The following is a 13,965-nucleotide window of genomic DNA, read 5'->3' as shown; positions in this document are numbered from 1 at the left end:
AATTTTATTTGAGTGGCTTTTTTTATAGTTTAAATCTAAATTTATAATCTAATACTTTCATAATATTTTTTGAATCAACTGTTTTTCCTTTAGAAGGAATCTCAAAATTATAATCAGGAAAGGGTAACCCCATTTGTTTACAAACCTCACTATAGTAATCAACTTTTATTGGATGATCGGGATGAGAAGCATTCAATGTTTGTCCCCAAGTACTCGTTTCTATAATTTTTTTAATGATCCCGATACAATCTTCGAGATGAATTAGGTTGACTGGAGCATTTGGGTTTTTGATATTGGTTCTTCTGGATAGCATCTGGGCTGGATGTCTATTAGGGCCAAAAAGTCCGGCAAATCGAAGTAGCGTAGTTCTAAAGTTTTTATTTTGTTGGAGTAATTGTTCAGCTTCAATAAGTTGTTTTCCGGCATTTGAAGTCGCGTTAGGAAACGTTTTGTTAGAAATTAATGGAAAACCTTCCTGCTCAGCAAAAACCGACGTAGAGCTCACAAAAATCACGTTTTTGATAGTTGATTTTTCTATGAGGGGAATAAGTTGTTGTATTTTGGCAACAAAATTAATAGTTGGATCTCGCCTTAATCCAGGAGGTACATTGATAATTAGTAGTTCACTATGGTTTAAAAAAGAATGGATATCGCCATTCGGTCCATTTTCAGTAAGTGTAATGTGATATGGATCGATATTGTATTTTTCTAATATATCCAATCGATTTTCTGAAGTGGTAGAGCCTTTTATGATATTGCCTGAAGCAATCAATGCCTTTGCTAATGGTAATCCTAACCATCCTGTTCCTAGGATACTAATTTTTGTCATTACGAGTTAAAATAATTTTTAAGCATGAATTCTATAGATGCATACTTATTTCTAATTTCTCTAATAATCTTTTTAGCATGATCGATTTTTTGTTTATCATGGTAATAAGAATTTCCGGCACTTCCCATAATAAATGATAAAAGTATTAAAATCCCAGTTGGTCTAGTGTTTTCGTCTAAATTGAGATTTGGTATTTCTGCAATATGATTTTGTATAAAATCATCTTTAATTGTTTGTAAAAGAAAAGATTTCATTTCATCTGTATATAGAGCAAATTGTGATATCTGTTCAAGATCTACTTTTTCTTTTATTAATCGATTCGCTTGTACTTGAATGTCTGTTATCTGTCTTAAAATGTTATTTTGCACTAGCTAAATTTTATTGGGGCAAGGTTTTGCTCACAGCTAAAGTATCCTCCTTTTTTTCTACATATTCCTGCAAAGCAAAACTTTTTTTGATCACTACAGCATCATTTACAATAAAAGGTTTGGGCATCATTGTAGTTTCTCTTTTAGGTACAGAAAAAAGCGCATTGGTAAGGAGATCATAAGACGATTCGTAGAATACGAATTTCGGCAATGAATCTTTATGAAATTCCATTTGTAATTCTAAAGGCTCATTTTTATGTACAAAATAGGACAACAAATGTTCTTTCCATCTTTTGGTAAATGCATTATAAGTTATACTATCAGAATATTCAAAATCAGTAGCTGTTTCTCCATTAACTTTTAAGTTTTTAAAATTAAAAACGGTTTCATTAAAGATGTCTATTCTATTTATATCCCGTTGTGGCGCGATACATAGATCTACATATCTATGATTTCCAATAATAGTATCTTTACTGATGTCTAACTTTGATTGACGTATGTTTTTTGTAGGGGCTTGATTAGCATAGGTAAATGAGCGTCCGTATTTACTAATTAGTGTATTTGCATTGTAAGTTTCTGCAATATTTTCATCAGCCTTAATATAATTTTCGGTCCAAGGGTCCAGGTGTTTGTCATAAGATGCCCAAACCGCTTTATTTTGATCTGCATCAAGTATATAAATAAGACTATTGGGTTTTTGTCTATTTTCTGTCGTATCCGATTTTATGTGAGTTGTAATCAATAAAACTAAAGTAAGAACAAGTCCAATATTACCAACAAGATTTTTTCGTTTATAGAACCCAAAAACAGGTAACAATACTCCAAATAATAGTACAGACAATATAGCCGATACGTAAAGAATATTTAATCCTAAAGCAACCGGAAATGACGCAATAAATGGTGAAAGAAGAAAAATTGATGGAAATGCTAGAATTACCATTAAGTAAGGGTTAGGTTTCTTTTGTCGTATCAAGACAAAGAAAGAAAGTAATCCAAAAAGCATAATGATTATAAAATAACTTGCACCCTTTAGATATACGGCCGACATGATCGAAATTACTAACCACATAAATAAGGGAGCAATCATTAAACTAGTTAGTTTTTCAGGTTTTCCAAATCTGGCATATACTTTAAAGCAAATTGAAACTGAAAATACAATGAATAGGGCAATGTATATGTAGCCATTATACGTAAATCCATGCTGTATTTCCTGATATTGGGGGTAGATTATTTTAAACAATTCCCAAAGTCCAAAGGTGAGAAACCCAGCAAGATTTAATGCTAGTAGAAACAGACCAAAACCTTTTAAAACAGAAGAAAATTGAATTCTATAGGCAAATTTGGCATAAATAATCAATGCGATAAATAAAACAATTGATATGATTAATAATATATAAATCCAGCTAAAAGGATATTTTACAAGTTTGAAAATTGGGATGTTAAAATAAATATAGTCTTTATCAGACTTTAGATTAGTGATATCTGCTTCAGAAAAATAAGATATTAGAGGCATTAGATAGTTTCCTTGATGCTGTAAGGTCGTAAGATCTAAATTTTGCCATGTATCATTTGCAGTATGATAATCAAAATGGTCATCTATAAAGGCAAAGTTAAAACCTTCTATATCCCCTTGTTCTCTTAGTACAGTAAGGTCTGTATCGTTAGGTAACATTTTGTAAATACTATATGCTAACGAATTGGTTACAGGGTATCGTACTCCTGCTTTAGAAAACTCTTCAATCATTTTCCCATTTTTCCCATTGGTCTCTATAAGCATATATGAATCTCCACCGCTCCCTCTAGATTCAAAATTAAGAGTAAGCCCTATATTTTTACTCCATTCGTGTTTTTTGACAAAAAGATCTGCTCCATTAAGTCCTAATTCTTCTCCATCCGTAATACAAATAATGATATCATTTTTTGGTGTTTTATTAGTTGCAAGATATGCTCTAATACCTTCCAAAATTGTTGCGACCCCACTAGCGGCATCACTTGCACCAAAAGAGGAGTGTTGAGAGCTATCATAATGAGACATTATCATTAATGCTTTACCATTACTACTTCCTTTTATTTTGGCAAGGATATTTTGTGGCCTGCTGCAGTTGCCTGATTTACCAATAGAAAACCCTTCTTGAATTTGAGACTGTAGCCCCATTTTAGATAATTCATTTACAATATATGATTTAGCTTCCTCGTGGGCAGGACTTCCTAGGTAATGAGGTTTTTCTGCAATGCTTTTGACATGCTCCAGCGCGCGTAGGGTAGAAAATTCTTGTTTAGGTGTGTTAAGATCTGTTATGGTATGTGATTTACTACTATGAAAAGTATAGTAGATAGAAATTATGATGAGAAAAAGGGTAATTAATGAGGGAAACTTGCGCATTGTGTATTGGTTTTGTTAAAGGTAAGAAAAACGCTACAATTATTAAACTAATGCCAATTTAAAATGAATATTGTTACTACACGTTTATTGATATCTTGTAATTAAAAAAGAAACGTTAAGAATGTGTCAAAAATCAGGTTTGAAATGTGCGAAAGTTCTAATGTAATTTGAATAAGTAATTGGGAATCACTATATTTAAGATTCACTAAATCACTAATTAATATGGGAATAATCAGTTTTCAAGGGGCTCGATCTAAGACTAAGAAGCAAGACGAGACACAAATAAAAGTTTCGGATTATATGACAAGAGATCTGATTACATTTAGCCCAAATCAACCAGTTATGGAAGTAATTGAAACCCTAGTCAAGCATAAGATCTCTGGGGGGCCGGTTGTAAATGATCAAAATCAATTACTGGGTATAATCTCTGAAGGAGATTGTATTAAACAATTAAACGAAAGTCGTTATTATAACATGCCTATTGACGATGCTACAGTCGATAAATTTATGGTTAAGGATGTCGAAACAATAGATGGAAATCTTAATATTTTCGATGCGGCCAATAAATTTATCCAGACAAAGAGAAGACGTTTTCCTATCCTTGAAGATGGAAAATTAGTCGGTCAAATAAGTCAAAAAGATGTTATGAAAGCAGCATTAAGGATGAATAGCCAAAATTGGCATAAGTGACACAAACGTCAATGCTATTAAAAGGTACAAAGCCGTCAAGGATTTGTACCTTTTTTTTAATTTCTTTTTACCAAGGCATAAAATTCATTTTCTAAAGGTAAATACCCTTGATCATACACAAAATAATAGGTATTACCAGTTTTGGTTACATAAATGCTTGTAAAATGTTGAAAATCGAAACCTTTGGCAATAAGTCTCGCCTTGGTTGTCTTAGTTTTTTCATTTGGATTAAGAGCTTCAAGAATACGGTAATTTTTGCGCAGTAAATTATTAATATTACGAACTAAATTTTTACTGTCTTTATTTAATTGATTATTGAAAGCATTTCGGCAGTAGTCACTACAGAATTTTTTATCTGCACGACCAATAATTCTATCTCCGCATACGGGACACTCTTTTTGCATCTTAATTCTTGATTTAAAGGTCAATATACTAATAAATATCCGTGTACAAATGACTAAGCTGATTTCGGTAGTATTTAAAAGAAGATACTTTGTGCCAATCTAAAGGTATTTGCGTGAGCTTCTATAATAATTTTTATATCAGGAGAATAGCCTCCGCCCATAGCGCACATTACAGGAATATTGTGATCAAAACAAGTTTGTAACACAAATCGATCCCGTTCTTCGCAACCCTTTAGGGTACACCCTAATTTTCCTAATTTATCTGTATTTAAAATATCAACTCCTGAAAGATAATAGATAAAATCTGGCTGTTGGTCTCGGATAAGCCTAGGTAATGTTTCTTTTAGAACCTTTAGATAATAGTCGTCATTAGTGTAATTTGAAAGCGCTATATCCAGATCAGATTTTTCTTTTTTAAAAGGGTAATTATTTGCTCCATGCATCGAGAAAGTAAATACACTAGGATCATTTTTAAAAATTTCTGCAGTTCCGTTTCCTTGATGTACATCAAGATCCACAATTAGTACTTTTTTTACGAGTTCTTTTTCTAAAAGATATCGAGCGCCAATGGCTTGATCATTAAATAAGCAAAAAGCTTCTCCGTGATCTGTATAGGCATGATGAGTGCCTCCTGCTATATTCATTGCGATACCATACTGCAGCGCATATTCAGAGGCCTTTATCGTACCGTCTGCTATAATGACCTCTCGATCAACCAACTCTTTGGATAATGGGAACCCTATTTTTCTAGCTACTTTTGGGGCTAAAGATAATTCGATCAGACTTTTATAGTATTCTTCCGTATGAATGGCTAAAATAGGTTTTGAATCTGGAATTTCAGGTTCAAAAAAATTATCTACCGTACAAGTTCCTTCATGCAGCAATTGTTTGGGTAACAACTCATATTTAATCATCGGAAACCTATGCTTTTCTGGTAAAGGATGTGTGTAGATGGTATGATAAGCTATTTTAAGCATGTAAAAAATTATTAAATATTCAATCCTCAAATTTTCTTAGAAAATACTTTTTGTGAAGAGAATTATAATATCCATGTATAAAATAGTCATTAAATTTAAAAACAGTCTCGGCTTTTTTATTAAAAAGTATACCATCAGAAAATTCTTTAATATGATCAAAGGCATTTACAGCTACTTCTCCTTGAACATGTGTCATGTTTTCATCAAATAAACAATCAATACGAGTAGATTTTGTATGTGTGTAACCCGAATATGCATAAAATGTCGGTGTTACGAATGTATTTCCTAAGCCAGCAACTGCTCCGCCTATTGCTCCAAACCCAACCATTGGCATACCAAATCCACCACCACCTGCAGCAATTTCCTTTACACCTCCCAAAGTAACGCGTATGGTATCTTGTTTATGTAGTACAGAAACTGCAATGTTGGATAGTGCAATTTTTCGTAAGAATTTTTGAGTTTTTTCCATTTCACGGTGTGAATTGTAATACCCTCCTTCCTGAATAATAGGAGTGTTCTTGAAAGAAATTGAGTCTTCTTTTTGTAAAGTAATTTCTTTTATTATTTTTTTAGAGTCTAAATCAGTTACATTGAATTTCATTTCACCTCTTAGGCCACTAATTTGATAGAGTAGTTTCTTTGATAAAAAAGAGTTTGATTTAACAAATTGTTTATTGTTTCTATTAACACCATCCAATTGAGGTTTTTCAATAGAGGTAAGATCAAAGCTATTTGTTTTAAGATCAAGGGTAATAAGTTGACTATATCGATTGCTAATATCCAGTGATAATATAATACGATCATCCTGTATGTAAAGTTTTGTTTTTTTTGAGCTAGCTTCTAAAGCATTCGGGATGTCAGATTCTATGCGCTCAATATTAAGTTTAGAGCTATTTAATGAAGCGAAAGCCCTGTACAGTAGCATTGGTTTATCATATTTATCAAAGAAAATCTCATTTGTAAGATCATACTCCAAAGTTTCTATATTGGCAGCCTTTTTTATCTTGTGAACGTTTATTTTTGAAGTTTTAGGGATAAGGGTGAGTATAAAAATTTGATTCTTATAGGCAAAAGCTTCTAAATAACGTTCATTTTTTGATAAAATAGGAGTAGTTATTAAATCAGTTGTCTTTGTTTGCGAATCAATTGTAATAAGTTCTAATTTCTTTTTAGAGTTATTTGATACTAAAAATAAATACTGTCCATTATTTGATTCTACAGCATCAATGATGTTTTTTGCTTGGGTTTTTGGTCTTTCAAATTTTAGTTGATCAAGTAAATTAAACGTTTTGTCATATTTATTTAGGTACATTGTTTTGCGGTCTACAATAAACAATGATAATTCTTTTGAAACTGAATTTATAATTGGAATAGACTCTCTTCGATCACTTAGACCACCTTTTAAACGTAATGGGTTTTCAGAAATTACTTCCTGAGAAAAAAGAGAAACGAAAGAGAATAGTAAAAATAAAACTGTGATATGCTTTTTCATAAAAATGGTTATATACTCTTATGAATGTCATAAGAGTCACATTTGTTACCTATAAGTGCCGTATATGTTAGAAAAAATTAATTAACTACGGCACCAGGGTTTACATTATCTTCATCAGGATTTAAGAATACAATTTTACCTTCTGGGTTTTCGGTCATTAAAATCATACCTTCACTTTCTACCCCACGCAACTTTCTTGGGGCAAGGTTTACCAGTACAGTTACTTTTTTACCAATTATTTCTTCTGGAGTAAAGTGTTCTGCAATACCAGAAACAATGGTTCTTACATTGATTCCTGTATCGACTTTAAGCACGAGTAATTTTTTAGCTTTAGCCATTTTTTCGGCTTCTATAATGGTACCGATTCTCATGTCTAATTTGGTAAAATCATCAAAAGTGGCTGTTTCCTTTTGTGGTTCTACCACCTTGTTTTCGGCTTCGTTAGCTTTTTTGGTAGCTTCTAGTTTATCTAGTTGTTTTTGGATATCTATATCTTCAATTTTTGAGAACAGAAGTGTTCCTTTTTCAATTTTGTGTCCCGCAGGAAGCAAAACATCTTTTGAAGCAATTTCATTCCATTGTGTTTCAATGTTATTTGAAGAAATTGCAAGAATAGTATCTAATTTTTTAGAAGTAAAAGGTAAAAAAGGCTCAGATAACGTGGTTAGTGCTGATGCAATTTGTAAAGCAACATACATTACTGTTTTAGTACGCTCTTCATCTGTTTTAATTGTTTTCCAGGGTTCTTCGTCTGCGAGATATTTGTTTCCTAGTCGTGCTACGTTCATCAATTCCTGACTAGCTTCTCTAAATCTATATCGCTCTATAGAGCTTGATATAACAGCCGGATATGCTTTTAATTCAGTTAATGTCTGTTCGTCAATTTCGGAAAATGTGCTTGGGGTGGGAACAACCCCATCATAGTACTTATTTGTTAATACGACTACACGATTAATGAAGTTTCCAAAAATAGCAACTAGTTCGTTGTTATTTCTAGCCTGAAAATCTTTCCATGTAAAATCATTATCCTTAGTCTCAGGAGCATTAGCAGTAAGTGCATAGCGCAATACATCTTGTTGGTTAGGGAATTCTTCTAGGTATTCATGAAGCCATACTGCCCAATTTTTGGAAGTAGATAATTTATTGCCTTCAAGGTTTAAAAACTCATTGGCAGGCACATTTTCAGGTAAAATATAACTTCCTTCTGCTTTTAGCATACTAGGAAAAATAATACAATGAAAAACAATATTGTCCTTGCCTATAAAATGTACAAGCTTAGTGTTTTTATCTTTCCAGTACGGTTCCCAATCTTTTCCTTCTCGTGCAGCCCACTCTTTGGTAGATGATATATAACCAATAGGCGCGTCAAACCAAACGTATAGTACTTTTCCTTCGGCTCCTTCAACCGGAACAGGAATCCCCCAATCCAAATCTCGAGTCACGGCTCTAGGTCTAAGACCATCATCTACCCAGGATTTGATTTGTCCATATACATTGGTTTTCCAATCTTTTTTGTGGCCTACCAATACCCATTCTTTTAGAAAATCTTCATATTGATCTAGTGGTAAAAACCAGTGTTTTGTTTGTTTTAAAATAGGCTCAGCACCAGAAATAGTAGATTTTGGATTGATAAGATCGGTAGCATTAAGAGAACTACCACAGTTTTCGCATTGATCTCCGTAGGCTTCTTCGTTTCCACATTTTGGACAGGTTCCTGTTACAAATCTGTCTGCAAGAAATTGATCAGCTTCTGGATCATATAATTGTTCAGAAGTCTCTTCTACAAATTTACCATCCTCATACATTTTTTTAAAAAATTCTGATGCGGTATCATGATGAATAGGGGCAGAGGTTCTGGAATAGTTATTAAAAGAAATTCCGAAATCTTCGAAAGATTTTTTAATTATTGCATGATATTTATCAATAATTACTTGTGGCGAAACACCTTCTTTTTTGGCACGCATAGGTATTGCAGCTCCATGTTCGTCACTACCACAGATAAAAGCAACATCATTGCCGGTAATTCTTAGATAACGAGAGTAAATGTCTGCAGGCACATAAACTCCTGCCAAATGACCTATATGAATTGGACCGTTAGTATACGGTAATGCTGCTGTAATGGTGTATCTCCCTTGTGTGCTCATAATGCTAAAAAATAAGGCACAAAGGTAATAAAAACCACTACAAGATATAACCATTAGCCGATTCAAAATATTTGGATCGGCTAATGGTAGTATTTATTGAATTTATGAAATAATAATAGATTTGCTAAACTCACCGTTATTGGTCTCAATACGATATACATACGGGCCGGTACTTAGTCTTGTATTTGCAGATTCTTTTACATTAATGACAAGATTTACACCTTCCATAAGCATCTCATTACTTAATGTTGCGACCTTTTGTCCTACAACATTATATAAAGAAACATCTATATGCGTTGTTTGCGGAGATACGATATTAATAAATGTTTGACTATCACTATATGTAGGAATGTGCGTTAACGTTTCTCCATCTGTAGGGATATTAGGATTGGTACCTGAGCAGTTGAATCCTAAATCAAGCGATTCAAAGGGACCACCATCAGTATCTAATAAGGATCGTCCGACCAGACCTTCGTCAATGCATAGCCAATCTTTCATTACAGTGGCATATACACGTCTAAAATCCATAGTGTTTGATACGTTTCCTCCACGAGTTAAACTGTTTAAGTCAGGGTGTTCCCCTACAAAACCATTTCCGTTTAGCGCAGTTCCAAAAAACATTGTTGGCGCAGCGGTACCATGATCGGTACCCAAAGAACCATTTTCTCTAAATCGTCTACCAAACTCTGACATAGTCATCGTAAGTACCTTATCATCCCAGCCAGCGGCTGTTAAATCGGCATAGAAATTACTTATAGCCTCAGAGAAGGATGTAAGTAATTGTTGGTGCCTTTGTGTCTGATTATTATGTGTATCAAAACCTCCTAAGGTTACTAAAAATACTTTAGTACCAAGATTTCCTTTAATCAACCTAGAAATGATGCTAAACTGTCTTCCTAAACTGTCATCTAGATAACCACCAAAATCGGTAGATCTCTCGTAGGCTGCACTAATTACATCTGCATAATTAAATGTAGTATTGGTGGCTTCTCTTAAATATCTTACTTTATCATCATAAGTACATTCATCTAAACCATCAAGATTATAAAAAGTTTCGTTTTCTATGATTTGAAGTAATCTTCTAGGGTCTGAAACTGCAAAAGAATAATCACTTTGCGGACCTTTAAAAATTAAATTACCAATACTTCCTATCTGAATAGACGGTGGGCTTGGTGGCGGATTAAAAAAGTAATCAGGATAAATTTCGCCAAAATACCTACCCATGAAACCTGTTCGATCATCATCTTGTAGATTCGTATTGGCATAAATATCAGAACCTTTAAAGTGAGATAATGATGAATCTTCATATCCAACACCATGAACAACTTTCATTTGGCCATCACCCCAAACACCTTCTAATTTATTCATTGGTTTAGGCATGGCAAAGTCTTCATTAAGATTGATAAACTCACTAGGCGGTATTCGTATTAATGGTCTGGCATTGGCATATACGTCATAGTCATATACAGGGATGATAGTATTAAAACCATCATTACCACCACTTAGACGGACAAAAACACAAATATTCTCATTATTTGTGGCTTGACTTAATGCAATAGATAATGGGGATGGTCTTGACACCGATAAAGGAGTGTTGGCAAGCATCATTGAGCCTCCACCAACAAGCCCAAGGGCTTGAAGAAACGATCTTCGGTTCCATTTTTTATGATCATCGGTATTACAATTACCGTCTTTATCTAATTTTATATTTTGATTGTGATTCGTTTGACACATAGCAATTTTATTTAAGTTGAAATTCGGGGATGTCTACAATGTAGTTTAAGAAGGCAAAGAATTGCTCTGCTACCTCTGCGCGATCTAGTCTCCATATAGCAGGATCCATGGCATCTGGCTCATAATAACTAGGAGGAAAGGCAGGTACATCTTTAAATACACCCAAAATTTCATTATAAATTACAGGATCGGCTATGCCTCTTGGGAAAAAGTAATTCACTAATGCTCTTACTACAATATCAACTTCATCGGCACTTAAAGTAGTGGCAAGATTACCATCTCCTGCAGTACCAATTGGTAATCCCACGACAAAATCCCTAAATTGTTGTTGGTTCTCCATCCAGGCTCTGTTGATAAGAAATCGTGCGCTTTCCCATCGACCTATTAAATAGTCAGGACTGATCCAATCCTCATCACCTTGCCAACCTTCAACATCTATAGGATTTAATACATCTTGTCCTAAAACACGAACTGTACCTCTTATAAAATCATTCACATCTGTGGAAGATAAAGTAAATCCCAGTTCGTTATAAAAACAAATCATTAAATCACAAGGACTTTTAATAATAGCTCCTATAGCTTCAATATTAAAAAAGTGCTGGCTTTTAAAAAGTTGGCGAAGTACCGGTGCAATATCAAAATTATTATCAATAAAGGTTTGCGCCATCTGTGCAACAATAGCTTCACTACATGTAGGACTTACAAAATAAGCGTACAATTTAGTGCAAATAAATGTTGCTACTTGTGTAGTTCTTTGTTGGAATAAAATATTAATGACATCGTCATAGGTCCAATTTCCGGATTGACCAAAAATGGTTTTATTGTCATTACTAAATTGTGCTGGATTAAATAAAATGTCTCCCCAAGGAATATCATTTGTATCTACATAACCCGTAAGAGCTTTTGAGGTTTCTTGAATATCATCTTCGGTATAATCATTATCTACTCCAAGAGTAAAAAGCTCATATAGCTCTCTTGCATAATTCTCATTTGGTCTGTCTCTAATATTTTCATCACCATTAAGATATACTAACATTGCATTTGATATACCTATATCATATACAAAATCTCTAAAATTACCTAAGGCATGCATTTGCAGCATAGAATAATACTGCGCTTGATACGCTGGGCTTCGATACGTATCATCTTCGGTAACAAAATGATTACTCCAAAATAGAGTTAATCGGTCTCTCACTCCATTTTGAATCAGATCACCTACCATTTGGTTTTTTCCTTCGCGTCTGTAGAAACCAACATCATTATCTTGATTAGCCATTTCAGCGGCTTCAAACTGATCTCTGTTCCACATGCCCCAAGCTGGTAATGGAGTTGTATTTAATGCTATAGCATTATCAATCATAGCATCGACTAGAGCCGATGGACTGTTGGATAGTGCGGATAAAACATCTGTTTTAGAGGCACCAAACCCAAGTCTTCGATATAAATGATTTATTTTTGTTACGTTCCAAGGATCAGTTGCCGAGGGCACATAGGGATCCAAAGAATCTAGATTACAAGAAGTATCAGATATCATAGGCATTCACGTTTTAGTAGTAAAGTTGAGGGACAAATTCAACACAATATAATAGATTATAACGAAAGTATTTGTTAATTAGTATTCAAATTTGAAATTTTAAGAAATGTTAACCCCTGATTTTGTTAGTCCTGGAGATAAAATTGCAATAGTATCTACCGCTAGAAAGATTGATTTTAGAGAGATAAGAGAGGCAATTAATATATTAGAAAAGTGGGGTTTGGATCCCATTATAGGTGAAACAATAGGTAAACAAAATCATCAATTCGCTGGTTCTGATCAAGAAAGAGTAAATGATTTTCAGAAAATGCTGGACGATGATGAGATCAAAGCAATATGGTGCGCTAGAGGAGGATATGGTACTATAAGAATTGTAGATCACATTAATTTTGAAGGTTTTTGTAAAAAGCCAAAATGGATAATCGGGTATTCAGATATTACCGTACTTCATTCTCATATTCATAATTTAGGTATTTGTTCCTTGCATGCAGCCATGCCAATAGATGTACATAAAGGTAGCGATGCGTCTAGAAATTCACTTCATGATATCATTTTTGGAGAAAAAGTAAGCTATACTATAAATCCATCAAAAAAGAATGTTTCTGGAAGTTGTAAAGGACAATTAATAGGAGGTAATTTATCTATTTTATATTCATTATGTGGTTCTAAATCCTCTTTAGATACAACAGGTAAAATTTTGTGTATAGAAGATTTGGATGAATATCTTTACCATATTGATCGTATGCTCTATAACTTAAAAAGGAATGGCTGTTTTGACCAATTATCAGGTTTGATAGTAGGTGGTATGAGTAAGATGCATGACAATAATATACCTTTTGGAAAAAAAGCAAAAGGTATTATTTTGGATGTAGTTTCGGATTATAATTTTCCTGTAGTTTTTAATTTTCCTATGGGACATATAGAGGATAATAGAGCACTGATGTTAGGTGCAGAAGCATTTCTTGAAATAAAAGAAGACGAAGTTAAACTTGAATATATATAGGATATGGCCGAACATAATGCTCTTGGGAAAAAAGGAGAACAAATGGCTGCCGATTTTTTAGTAAATCACGGGTATACTATTTTAGAAAAGAATTATAGATACCTTAAGTCCGAAATTGATATTATTGCTCAAAAAGGAACTATTGTTGTTGCTGTAGAGGTTAAAACTAGAAGCACCCCAGAATTTGGTAATCCGCAAGATTTTGTAAAACCTAAACAAATGCAATCATTGGTAAAAACAATCGATTATTACGTTATAGAAAATGATCTGGATGTAGAAGTACGTTTTGATATTATAGCAATTATAAAGAATGCATCAGGAACCAAAATAGAGCATCTTGAAGATGCTTTTTATCATTTTTAATATGAAGTGGTTTAAACTTTTTTCAATTCGCTATAAAAATGTCC

The 13,965-nt window shown here is 33.4% G+C and carries 12 protein-coding genes; 3 read left to right on the top strand and 9 right to left on the bottom strand.

What is annotated here, in order from left to right; genetic code table 11:
* Positions 1-22: 22 nt before the first annotated feature.
* Genes D1816_RS14430 through D1816_RS14420 form a run of 3 tightly spaced genes read right to left on the bottom strand, consistent with a single transcriptional unit; the run spans position 23 to position 3,580 of the window.
* Positions 23-829: a hypothetical protein gene (locus tag D1816_RS14430; RefSeq protein WP_118503723.1), complete on the bottom strand. Its 807-nt coding sequence runs from the start codon at positions 827-829 to the stop codon at positions 23-25.
* Positions 829-1,197 carry a hypothetical protein gene (locus D1816_RS14425; RefSeq protein ID WP_118503721.1) on the bottom strand — a complete coding sequence of 123 codons (369 nt, stop codon included), beginning with the start codon at positions 1,195-1,197 and terminating at the stop codon, positions 829-831. The genes D1816_RS14430 and D1816_RS14425 overlap by 1 nt, the downstream gene beginning before the upstream one ends.
* Before the next feature lie 10 nt (positions 1,198-1,207).
* Positions 1,208-3,580, bottom strand: a complete 2,373-nt coding sequence (locus tag D1816_RS14420; protein WP_118503719.1) for a M28 family peptidase — start codon at positions 3,578-3,580, stop codon at positions 1,208-1,210.
* A gap of 222 nt (positions 3,581-3,802) precedes the next feature.
* Between D1816_RS14420 and D1816_RS14415 the strand changes: the two genes are divergently transcribed.
* Complete coding sequence (locus D1816_RS14415) at positions 3,803-4,270, top strand: CBS domain-containing protein (RefSeq protein WP_066320271.1); 468 nt, start codon at positions 3,803-3,805, stop codon at positions 4,268-4,270.
* A gap of 56 nt (positions 4,271-4,326) precedes the next feature.
* On the opposite strand, the gene D1816_RS14410 is transcribed toward D1816_RS14415, so the two are convergent.
* From D1816_RS14410 to D1816_RS14385, 6 genes are all read right to left on the bottom strand, one after another.
* Complete coding sequence (locus D1816_RS14410; RefSeq protein ID WP_066320273.1) at positions 4,327-4,674, bottom strand: DUF2116 family Zn-ribbon domain-containing protein; 348 nt, start codon at positions 4,672-4,674, stop codon at positions 4,327-4,329.
* Positions 4,675-4,748: 74 nt separating this feature from the next.
* Positions 4,749-5,651 carry a histone deacetylase gene (locus D1816_RS14405; protein ID WP_118503717.1) on the bottom strand — a complete coding sequence of 301 codons (903 nt, stop codon included), beginning with the start codon at positions 5,649-5,651 and terminating at the stop codon, positions 4,749-4,751.
* A gap of 19 nt (positions 5,652-5,670) precedes the next feature.
* Positions 5,671-7,143: a hypothetical protein gene (locus D1816_RS14400; protein WP_118503715.1), complete on the bottom strand. Its 1,473-nt coding sequence runs from the start codon at positions 7,141-7,143 to the stop codon at positions 5,671-5,673.
* Positions 7,144-7,220: 77 nt separating this feature from the next.
* Complete coding sequence (gene metG / locus D1816_RS14395) at positions 7,221-9,287, bottom strand: methionine--tRNA ligase (RefSeq protein ID WP_118503713.1); 2,067 nt, start codon at positions 9,285-9,287, stop codon at positions 7,221-7,223.
* 102 nt (positions 9,288-9,389) lie between these two features.
* Positions 9,390-11,021, bottom strand: a complete 1,632-nt coding sequence (locus D1816_RS14390) for a DUF1501 domain-containing protein (protein ID WP_066320282.1) — start codon at positions 11,019-11,021, stop codon at positions 9,390-9,392.
* A gap of 7 nt (positions 11,022-11,028) precedes the next feature.
* Positions 11,029-12,555, bottom strand: a complete 1,527-nt coding sequence (locus tag D1816_RS14385; RefSeq protein WP_158597823.1) for a DUF1800 family protein — start codon at positions 12,553-12,555, stop codon at positions 11,029-11,031.
* A gap of 106 nt (positions 12,556-12,661) precedes the next feature.
* Here D1816_RS14385 and D1816_RS14380 point away from each other — a divergent pair, with 106 nt between their 5' ends.
* Positions 12,662-13,558, top strand: a complete 897-nt coding sequence (locus D1816_RS14380; protein WP_066320286.1) for an LD-carboxypeptidase — start codon at positions 12,662-12,664, stop codon at positions 13,556-13,558.
* A gap of 3 nt (positions 13,559-13,561) precedes the next feature.
* Positions 13,562-13,921 (top strand): YraN family protein, encoded by a 360-nt coding sequence (locus D1816_RS14375; RefSeq protein ID WP_066320288.1) that lies wholly within the window; start codon positions 13,562-13,564, stop codon positions 13,919-13,921.
* Positions 13,922-13,965 lie beyond the last annotated feature (44 nt).

This window comes from Aquimarina sp. AD10 (genome assembly GCF_003443715.1).
GTDB classification, from domain to species: Bacteria; Bacteroidota; Bacteroidia; order Flavobacteriales; family Flavobacteriaceae; genus Aquimarina; species Aquimarina aggregata.
Note: the sequence above shows the minus strand (reverse complement) of the source record. Positions and strands in the feature narration are given on the sequence as shown.

Coding starts and splice junctions, on each gene's coding strand:
- D1816_RS14400 (WP_118503715.1), bottom strand. CDS start 7,143: ATGAAAAAGCATATCACAGTTTTATTTTTACTATTCTCTTTCGTTTCT.
- D1816_RS14380 (WP_066320286.1), top strand. CDS start 12,662: ATGTTAACCCCTGATTTTGTTAGTCCTGGAGATAAAATTGCAATAGTA.
- D1816_RS14385 (WP_158597823.1), bottom strand. CDS start 12,555: ATGATATCTGATACTTCTTGTAATCTAGATTCTTTGGATCCCTATGTG.
- metG (WP_118503713.1), bottom strand. CDS start 9,287: ATGAGCACACAAGGGAGATACACCATTACAGCAGCATTACCGTATACT.
- D1816_RS14390 (WP_066320282.1), bottom strand. CDS start 11,021: ATGTGTCAAACGAATCACAATCAAAATATAAAATTAGATAAAGACGGT.
- D1816_RS14375 (WP_066320288.1), top strand. CDS start 13,562: ATGGCCGAACATAATGCTCTTGGGAAAAAAGGAGAACAAATGGCTGCC.
- D1816_RS14410 (WP_066320273.1), bottom strand. CDS start 4,674: ATGCAAAAAGAGTGTCCCGTATGCGGAGATAGAATTATTGGTCGTGCA.
- D1816_RS14415 (WP_066320271.1), top strand. CDS start 3,803: ATGGGAATAATCAGTTTTCAAGGGGCTCGATCTAAGACTAAGAAGCAA.
- D1816_RS14420 (WP_118503719.1), bottom strand. CDS start 3,580: ATGCGCAAGTTTCCCTCATTAATTACCCTTTTTCTCATCATAATTTCT.
- D1816_RS14430 (WP_118503723.1), bottom strand. CDS start 829: ATGACAAAAATTAGTATCCTAGGAACAGGATGGTTAGGATTACCATTA.
- D1816_RS14405 (WP_118503717.1), bottom strand. CDS start 5,651: ATGCTTAAAATAGCTTATCATACCATCTACACACATCCTTTACCAGAA.